The 7802-nt window shown below is 65.2% G+C and carries 9 protein-coding genes, 1 tRNA gene and 1 pseudogene; 3 read left to right on the top strand and 8 right to left on the bottom strand.

The features are described from left to right. Positions 1–64: 64 nt before the first annotated feature. Positions 65–607: pseudogene (locus JMF90_RS14805) on the bottom strand (signal recognition particle receptor subunit alpha); the annotation flags it as partial. Between the two features lie 216 nt (positions 608–823). On the opposite strand from JMF90_RS14805, the gene rsmD reads away from it, so the two are divergent. The 3 genes from rsmD to JMF90_RS14790 all read left to right on the top strand — a co-directional run bounded on the left by rsmD (position 824) and on the right by JMF90_RS14790 (position 2372). Beyond that, positions 824–1438, top strand: coding sequence for a 16S rRNA (guanine(966)-N(2))-methyltransferase RsmD (gene rsmD, locus JMF90_RS14800; protein ID WP_054928055.1), 615 nt, complete (start codon positions 824–826; stop codon positions 1436–1438). A 111-nt stretch (positions 1439–1549) separates the two neighbouring features. Beyond that, complete coding sequence (coaD, locus tag JMF90_RS14795; RefSeq protein ID WP_006477773.1) at positions 1550–2047, top strand: pantetheine-phosphate adenylyltransferase; 498 nt, start codon at positions 1550–1552, stop codon at positions 2045–2047. Between the two features lie 58 nt (positions 2048–2105). Next, a complete protein-coding gene (locus JMF90_RS14790) occupies positions 2106–2372 on the top strand; it encodes a YfhL family 4Fe-4S dicluster ferredoxin (RefSeq protein WP_006477774.1) in 267 nt (88 codons plus the stop codon). A gap of 78 nt (positions 2373–2450) precedes the next feature. Here the strand turns inward: JMF90_RS14790 and hisC are convergent, their stop codons facing one another. From hisC to lolB, 7 genes are all read right to left on the bottom strand, one after another. After that, the gene (gene hisC, locus JMF90_RS14785; RefSeq protein ID WP_054928054.1) at positions 2451–3518 is read right to left on the bottom strand and encodes a histidinol-phosphate transaminase; all 1068 of its coding nucleotides are present in this window, start codon (positions 3516–3518) and stop codon (positions 2451–2453) included. 117 nt (positions 3519–3635) lie between these two features. Beyond that, complete coding sequence (pth, locus tag JMF90_RS14780; RefSeq protein WP_006477776.1) at positions 3636–4235, bottom strand: aminoacyl-tRNA hydrolase; 600 nt, start codon at positions 4233–4235, stop codon at positions 3636–3638. A 120-nt stretch (positions 4236–4355) separates the two neighbouring features. Beyond that, on the bottom strand, positions 4356–4961 hold the full coding sequence (locus tag JMF90_RS14775) for a 50S ribosomal protein L25/general stress protein Ctc (RefSeq protein ID WP_011546248.1): 606 nt from the start codon (positions 4959–4961) through the stop codon (positions 4356–4358). A 157-nt stretch (positions 4962–5118) separates the two neighbouring features. Next, positions 5119–6081 (bottom strand): ribose-phosphate pyrophosphokinase, encoded by a 963-nt coding sequence (locus tag JMF90_RS14770; protein ID WP_011694406.1) that lies wholly within the window; start codon positions 6079–6081, stop codon positions 5119–5121. Between the two features lie 44 nt (positions 6082–6125). Further along, positions 6126–6202, bottom strand: a tRNA-Gln gene (locus JMF90_RS14765). A 55-nt stretch (positions 6203–6257) separates the two neighbouring features. Further along, a complete protein-coding gene (gene ispE / locus JMF90_RS14760; protein WP_054928053.1) occupies positions 6258–7139 on the bottom strand; it encodes a 4-(cytidine 5'-diphospho)-2-C-methyl-D-erythritol kinase in 882 nt (293 codons plus the stop codon). Between the two features lie 27 nt (positions 7140–7166). After that, the gene (gene lolB / locus JMF90_RS14755; RefSeq protein ID WP_011546245.1) at positions 7167–7787 is read right to left on the bottom strand and encodes a lipoprotein insertase outer membrane protein LolB; all 621 of its coding nucleotides are present in this window, start codon (positions 7785–7787) and stop codon (positions 7167–7169) included. Positions 7788–7802: the final 15 nt, after the last annotated feature.

Raw genomic sequence — 7802 nt, 5'->3', positions numbered from 1 at the left:
TCGTATAACTTCGTATAATGTATGCTTTACGAAGTTATTACGGGCTGCGCGGCGGCCGAGCATACAGCGATTTCTCGAGCGGCGTCAGCAGCTCGACGAGCAGGTCGTGCAGCGCATTCTTCACCTGCTGCGGATCGGTCAGCCGGCCCGCGCGCACCTTCTCGCGCAGCGCGTCGAGCAGGTATTCGGTCGCGTCGACGCCCGCGTCGGACATCAGCAGCGCGGTTTCGAGCTCCTCGTACAGAACCTCGTCGATCTTCGTATTGACGAACACGCCAGTGATGCTCGAACCCGTCTTCGCGAGCCCCGTTTTCAGGCGTGCGAGCCACGACTTCTTCGCCGAGGCGTCCTGCAGCGGCGGCGGGACGATCTCGACCGTCTCGACGACTTCGTCGCGGCCGTCGTTGGTCGGCGTGACCGTCATCACGACGGCCGGCGCGGCCGGTTGCGCGCTCGCCGGCGGCACGTCGGCCGCGGGCGGCGCGTCGAGCACGGGCGCCGCCTCGGCCGCGTCGGACGCTTCGTCCGCTTGCTGCGCATCGGCCGATTGCGATTCCGCCGGATCGGGCTCCTGCGTTTTCTTGAATCGTTTGAAGAAACTGAACATGGTCTGACGTCGGGAAGAGGGCGGGCCGCCGCCGGGAGCGGGGCGCCGGACGGGCCGTTCTGCGTTCGCGCGGGCGCGGCGCACGGCGGCCGAAACCGTGCATTTTATCAGTGCGGCGTGACCCTCGCGTCAGTGCGCGTCGCCGCTGTGGTAACGTGCGCCTGTTTGGCGGCGCGCCCCTGCGCGCGCCCGGTCCCTCCGTCGTCGATATCCCGTATGTCCCGTTCCTCTTCCGGCCGCCCCGCGGCCCCTTCCAGTCGCGGCAAGCCGCACACGATCCGCATCATCGGCGGCGACTGGAAACGCACGCCGCTCGCGGTGCTCGATCTCGACGGCCTGCGCCCGACGCCCGATCGCGTGCGCGAGACGCTGTTCAACTGGCTCGGCCAGGATCTCGAAGGCCGGCGCTGCCTCGACCTGTTCGCGGGCACCGGCGCGCTCGGCTTCGAAGCCGCGTCGCGCGGCGCGGCGAGCGTCGTGATGGTCGAGCGCCATCCGCGCGCCGCGCAGCAGCTGCGTGCGATCAAGGACAAGCTCGGCGCCCGTTCGGTCGAGGTTGCCGAAGCCGATGCGCTGCGGCTCGCGGCCGGGCTCACGCCGGGCGCGTTCGACGTCGTGTTCCTCGATCCGCCGTTCGACGACCTGGCCGCGCTCGAGCGCGCGATCGCGCTGTCGGCACCGCTCGTCGCGGCGGGCGGCGCGCTCTACGTCGAAACGGGGGCGGAACTCGACCCGGCCGCGCACGACGCGCTGGCGGGCTGGCAGGTGGTGAAGCACGGCAAGGCCGGTGCGGTTCACTATCATTTGCTGCGGCGCGAAAATGATGAATAATGCGCGTTCCATACGAGGCGGCGCGCCGCAAAGGCGACGCATGCCCATCTCGGCAGCGGCGCGTGCATCGCACGGCTGCCATCCCGTTTGCGTGATGACAGGAGGAGCGACATGGTAGTCGCCGTGTATCCCGGTACGTTCGATCCGCTGACGCGCGGGCACGAAGACCTCGTGCGGCGTGCGTCGAGCATTTTTGATACGCTGGTGGTGGGCGTTGCCGACAGCCGCGCGAAAAAGCCGTTTTTCTCGCTCGAGGAACGTCTGACGATTGCGAACGAGGTGCTCGGCCATTACCCGAACGTGAAGGTGATGAGTTTCACCGGCCTCCTGAAGGATTTCGTCCGCGTCAACAATGCGCGCGTGATCGTGCGCGGGCTGCGCGCCGTGTCCGATTTCGAATACGAGTTCCAGATGGCGGGGATGAACCGCTATCTGCTGCCCGACGTCGAGACGATGTTCATGACGCCGTCCGATCAGTACCAGTTCATCTCGGGGACGATCGTGCGCGAAATCGCGCAGTTGGGCGGCGATGTCAGCAAATTCGTGTTTCCGTCCGTCGAGAAGTGGCTGACCGAGAAGGTCACCGCGATGGGAGGCCCTGCCGCGTGATGCGGCGCGGCCGGTTTCATCGCGAAGCCGGCCGCCGGCCTGAAGAAGTGAGATCAGTATGGCTTTGATGATTACCGACGAGTGCATCAATTGCGACGTGTGCGAGCCCGAGTGCCCGAACGGCGCGATTTCGATGGGCCCGGACATCTACGTGATCGACCCGAACAAGTGCACCGAGTGCGTCGGCCATTTCGACGAACCGCAGTGCCAGCAGGTGTGTCCGGTCGAATGCATTCCGCGCGATCCGCAGCATGACGAATCGCACGCGCAATTGATGGAGAAGTACCACGCGTTGATCGCCGTGAAGGGCGACGACGCGTCGTGATCCTGCGCTGACGCGCGCTTTGTGTGGCGCGCGCGTCGCGCTTTCTGCCCAGCGCCATTCGGCGCCGGTTCTTCCGTGTCAGGCCAGCAGCTCGCGCAACGCCGCGACGAGCGCATCGCATTCGGCATCGGTGCCGACGGTGATGCGCAGATGCTGGTCGATCCGCGGCAGCCGGAAGTGCCGCACGAAAATTTCCCGTTCCTTCAGCTTGGCCGCGATCGCGCTTGCGTCGTGCGCGGGATGGCGCGCGAACACGAAATTCGCGGCCGACGGCACGATCTCGAAGCCGAGTGCGTCGAGCGCATGCGTGAGCCGCGTCCGGCTGTCGATCACGCGCCGGCAGGTGGCGTTGAAATAGTCGGTGTCTTCGTACGCGGCCTGCGCGGCGACCTGCGCGAGCCGGTCGAGCGGGTACGAGTTGAAGCTGTCTTTCACGCGGTTCAGCGCGTCGATCAGCGCCGCGTCGCCGAACGCGAAGCCGACGCGCATGCCCGCGAGCGAGCGCGCCTTCGACGTCGTATGCACGACGAGCAGGTTCGGATGACGGTCGATCAGCGTAATGGCCGACTGCGCGCCGAAATCGATGTACGCTTCGTCGATCACGACCACCGACGACGGATTCGCGGCCGCGATCCGCTCGACGTCCGCGAGCGGCAGCGCGCGTCCGGTCGGTGCATTCGGGTTCGGAAACAGCACGCCGCCGGCGTCGTCGAGATAGTCGTCGACGCGGATCGAGAAATCGTCCGCGAGCGGCACGACCGTGGTCGCGACGCCGTACAGGCGCGCGTAGGTCGGGTAGAAGCTGTACGTGATGTCGGGAAAGCGCAGCGGCCGGTCGTGCTTGAGCAGCGCCTGGAACGCGTGCGCGAGCACCTCGTCGGAGCCATTGCCGACGAACACCTGTTCGGGCTGGATGCGGTGATGGGCCGCGACCGTCTCGCGCAGTGCGCGCGCGACCGGGTCCGGATAGCGGCGCAGCGTGTCGCCGGTCTCGCCGAGTTCGCGTGCGATTGCCGCGACGACACGCGGCGACGGCGGATAGGGATTCTCGTTGGTGTTCAGCTTGACGGGGTGCGCGAGCGCGGGCTGTTCGCCCGGCACGTAAGGCACGAGTTTCTGAACGACGTCGCTCCAGTAACGGCTCACCGCTTGGCTCCTGTCGGGCAAAGCGTCCAGATTACCGCATGTGCGCGTCGCGGTGGGGCGGGCGAGGCCGCCCGGTTGCGCCGGCCGGCCGACGCTACCAGGCCGGTGCGGGTGCGGTCAGTTGCGATGCAGCTGCATCGTCGCGCGGTCGAGTTCGCCCTTGACGACCATCGGCATCACGGCAAGCGCGCGTTCGATCGAGGCGTCGATCACGTCCTGTTCCTCGCGGCGCGGCGGTTTCAGCACGAAGTTCGCGACGTCGGGCTTCGCGCCGGCGCGCGCGCTTTCCGGAATCAGGTCGCGCGGATGGCCGATGCCGATCCGCAGTCGCCAGTATTGCTGCGACGACAGGTGCGCGGTGATGTCCTTGAGGCCGTTGTGGCCGCCGCTGCCGCCGCCGAGCTTCAGCTTCACGGTGCCGGGCGGCAGGTCGAGCTCGTCGTGCGCGACGAGGATCTGGTCGGGCAGGATCTTGAAGAATTGCGCGAGCGCGACGACCGACTGGCCGGAGCGGTTCATGTAGGTCTGCGGCTCGAGCAGATGAACTTCCTCGCCATGCAGGCGCGCTTTCGCATAGAAGCCGTGGAAGCGGCGTTCGTCGCGCAGCGTCGTGCCGGCTTCGCGGGCGAGCTGGTCGATCAGCCAGAAGCCGGCGTTGTGGCGCGTCGCGGTGTATTCCGCCCCGGGATTGCCGAGGCCGACGATCAGTTTGATCATGACGTTTCGAAGGCGGCGGCAGCCGCCTGGGCGCAGAAAAAGAAAAACCCGCCGGGCAAGCCGCGGCGGGTTGCGTCGACCGTTTCGTGAAACGGATCGATGGGGCGCGTACGCAGCCGCTTAGGCAGCCGGCGTTTCGCCTTCTGCTGCGTCCGACACGGCGCCAGCCGGGACCGTCGCCGAAGCGATGACCGGGTTTTCCGCGTCGACGTGCGCGACCAGCGCGACGCCCTTCGGCAGTGCGATGTCCTTCGCGTGCAGCGACTGACCGGCTTCGATCTTCGACAGGTCGACTTCGAGGAACTCCGGCAGGTCGGCCGGCAGGCACTCGATTTCGATTTCCGTCGCGACGTGCGAAACGATCGCGCTCGACAGCTTCACGGCCGGGCTGACTTCTGCGTTCAGGAAGTGCAGCGGTGCCTTCGTGTGCAGCTTCTTCTTCGCGTCGACGCGCTGGAAGTCAACGTGCAGCACGAGTTGCTTGAACGGGTGGTATTGCACGTCGCGCAGCAGAACCTGTTGCGACTGGCCAGCCACTTCCAGGTCGAGGATCGACGAGTGGAAGGCTTCCTTCTTCAGTGCATGCCACAGCGCGTTGTGATCCAGTTCGATCTTTTGCGGGGCTGCTTCGCCACCGTAGACGATACCCGTGGTCTTACCGGCGTTGCGCAGGCGGCGGCTCGCACCCGTACCTTGCTGTTGGCGCTCGAAAGCGACGACTTTCATGTGATTCTCCATTTGCTGCCCGCGACCAGGCAGTAAAACGGGGCCATCAGCGGCCCCCGATGAAACGGCCGGGGTTTCGTCTATCCCGTCCGATTGTGCAAAAAGCGAAGCGTTGCCGCTTCGCTTTGTGCGCATGCTTCGTTCCGTCGATTCGCGATCAGGATTCCGCGAACAGCGACATCACCGAATCGCCGCGGCGAATCCGCGAGAACGTCTCGGCCAGCAGGCTCGCGCTCGTCAGCGAGCGGATCTTCGAGCACGCCAGCGATTCGGCCGACAGCGGGATCGTATCGGTGACGACCAGCTCGTCGAGTTCCGATGCAGCGATACGCTCGGCGGCGCCGCCCGACAGCACCGGGTGCGTCGCGTAGGCAAAAACCTGCTTCGCGCCGCGCTCCTTCAGCACTTGTGCAGCCTTGCAGAGCGTGCCTGCCGTATCGACCATGTCGTCCATGATCACGCAGGTGCGGCCCTCGACTTCACCGATAATGTTCATCACTTCGGCGACGTTCGCCTTCGGGCGACGCTTGTCGATGATCGCGAGATCGCAGTTCAGCTGCTTCGCGAGTGCCCGGGCACGCACCACGCCGCCGACGTCCGGCGACACGACGAGCAGATCCGAGTAGTTCTGCTTGCGCAGGTCGCCCAGCAGGATCGGCGTCGCGTAGATGTTGTCGACCGGGATGTCGAAGAAGCCCTGAATCTGGTCGGCGTGCAGATCCATCGTGATGATCCGCTCGACGCCGGCGATTTCCAGCATGTTCGCGACGATCTTCGCCGAGATCGCGACGCGCGCCGAACGCGGGCGACGATCCTGACGCGCATAGCCGAAGTAGGGGATGGCAGCGGTGATCCGGCCAGCGGATGCGCGCTTGAGCGCATCGACCATGATCATCAGTTCCATCAGGTTGTCGTTCGCCGGTGCGCACGTGGATTGCAGGACGAAGACGTCCTTGCCGCGCACGTTTTCCTGGATCTCGACCTGGATCTCGCCGTCGGAGAAACGGCTGACCATTGCTTTGCCGAGGGGGATACCAAGGATATTGACGACTTCCTGGGCGAGCGCGGGATTCGCGTTGCCAGTAAAGACCATCAGGCCATCATGGCTGTGGCTGCTCATCGTGCACCTGCTTCAGGCTTGGGCGGGAAATGCGGGAAAATTTTTGGCAGGGGAGGAAGGACTCGAACCCTCGCATGCCGGAATCAAAATCCGGTGCCTTGACCAACTTGGCGACTCCCCTACACTTAACTGATAACTTCACCGAACTTGTGTAGGCCGTTCGGTAAAGTAAAACTTCATGACGCGAAAGCGAAGAGCGGATGCTCGTTCAGACTCTCGGCAACTGCGCCATTCCAACTGGCGGGCAGTTTGGCTTTCGCCGCTTCTGCCTCGTGCTTGCTGTGAAACGCTGCAAACACGCTTGCTCCGGAGCCGGTCATCCTCGCGGGGGTCACATCATACAACCATTTGACCGCCTGCGCAACTTCCGCGTACTTCCTTGTTACAACTTCCTGCATATCGTTCCGGCCGAAGCTATCTGGCCATTCCGCATCGCTGGTTTGCTGTGCAAGAAAGTCAGCAATTGTGACGGGCTTCGTATCTCTTGTCAACAACTCATCTGAAAATATTTCAGCGGTCGGGACATGAACGCGTGGCGTCACAACCAAGAACCAGCGAGTCGGCAATTCTACCTCAGCTAATTCTTCTCCGATACCCTCTGCGAACGCATTTTTTCCAAAAATAAAAAACGGGACGTCGGCACCGAGTTTGACCGCGAGCGACTGAAGCTCGGCGCGCGGCAAATCGAGTTGCCACAGGCGGTTCAGCGCGAGCAGCGTCGTCGCCGCGTCGGAGCTGCCGCCGCCGAGGCCGGCGCCCATCGGCAAGATCTTGTCGATCTCGATGTCGACGCCGTGCGCGGTACCCGTATGCGCTTTCAGCAGGTTGGCCGCGCGCACGACGAGATCGCTTTCCTCGGGCACGCCGGGCACGTCGGTGACGCGTGCGACGCGGCCGTCGTTGCGCCGCGTGAAGTGCAGCGTGTCGCCCCAGTTCAGCAGCTGGAATACGCTCTGCAGATCGTGATAGCCGTTCGGACGACGGCCGGTGATGTGCAGGAACAGGTTGAGTTTCGCGGGCGCCAGGCAGTTGCGCAGCGAGCGGGTCGAATCGGTCATGCGGGTATCGGGGCTAGGCGCGCGTGCTCACTGATCGAGCACGAGCTTGATGTCGAGCGGCGGCGTCGCGCGCACGAGGTTGACGCGTTTGACGCCCGTGGCCGGGGCGTCCGCGTAGGCAAGGTAGTCGATCGTCCAGCCGTCCTGGCGCAATTGCTTGATGCGCGTGCCGTCGGCCGGGTCGCGCACGGTTTCGGCGGGCGTCGCGGGCGCGGCGGTCGGCAGCAGCCAGTAGCGCAGGCCCGCGAGCGGCAGCTCGAAGCCGAGCGTCTTCTGCATCAGGTCGCCGACGTCAGGCGCATATTGGGTCGGCCGGTTCGGCAATTCGAGCGACGCCGCGCGCGGCGTCGACTTCACGACCGCGAGCGTCTGGCCGAGCGGGCTGCGCAGCTCGAGCGACACGTCGTCGCCGTGCTCCTGCCAGTCGAAGTTGCCGTACACGTTCTGCGGGTTGCCGAGACGATCGTCGTAGCGCACCGCGAAGCGGCCATGGTAGGCATGCGTTGCGGCCGTTTGCAGTACGGCGCCAGTCGGCGCATTGGCCGACGGCGGCGTGCTCGCGCAGCCGGCGAGCGCGAGCGCCGCGCCGGCCGCGGCCAGCGTGCGCTGCGCGCGGGAGGACAGGGAAAACATCGGGAACATCTGCATCAGAGGCCGTTGATC

It is taken from the genome of Burkholderia sp. E168m23 (assembly GCF_016586125.1).
GTDB classification, from domain to species: Bacteria; Pseudomonadota; Gammaproteobacteria; order Burkholderiales; family Burkholderiaceae; genus Burkholderia; species Burkholderia orbicola.
Note: the sequence above shows the minus strand (reverse complement) of the source record. Positions and strands in the feature narration are given on the sequence as shown.

What these genes read in the sequence shown, in the direction of transcription:
- rsmD (WP_054928055.1), top strand. Translation starts at nt 824, where the DNA reads ATGTCCCGTTCCTCTTCCGGCCGCCCCGCGGCCCCTTCCAGTCGCGGC.
- coaD (WP_006477773.1), top strand. Translation starts at nt 1,550, where the DNA reads ATGGTAGTCGCCGTGTATCCCGGTACGTTCGATCCGCTGACGCGCGGG.
- JMF90_RS14790 (WP_006477774.1), top strand. Translation starts at nt 2,106, where the DNA reads ATGGCTTTGATGATTACCGACGAGTGCATCAATTGCGACGTGTGCGAG.
- pth (WP_006477776.1), bottom strand. Translation starts at nt 4,235, where the DNA reads ATGATCAAACTGATCGTCGGCCTCGGCAATCCCGGGGCGGAATACACC.
- JMF90_RS14775 (WP_011546248.1), bottom strand. Translation starts at nt 4,961, where the DNA reads ATGAAAGTCGTCGCTTTCGAGCGCCAACAGCAAGGTACGGGTGCGAGC.
- JMF90_RS14770 (WP_011694406.1), bottom strand. Translation starts at nt 6,081, where the DNA reads ATGAGCAGCCACAGCCATGATGGCCTGATGGTCTTTACTGGCAACGCG.
- ispE (WP_054928053.1), bottom strand. Translation starts at nt 7,139, where the DNA reads ATGACCGATTCGACCCGCTCGCTGCGCAACTGCCTGGCGCCCGCGAAA.
- lolB (WP_011546245.1), bottom strand. Translation starts at nt 7,787, where the DNA reads ATGCAGATGTTCCCGATGTTTTCCCTGTCCTCCCGCGCGCAGCGCACG.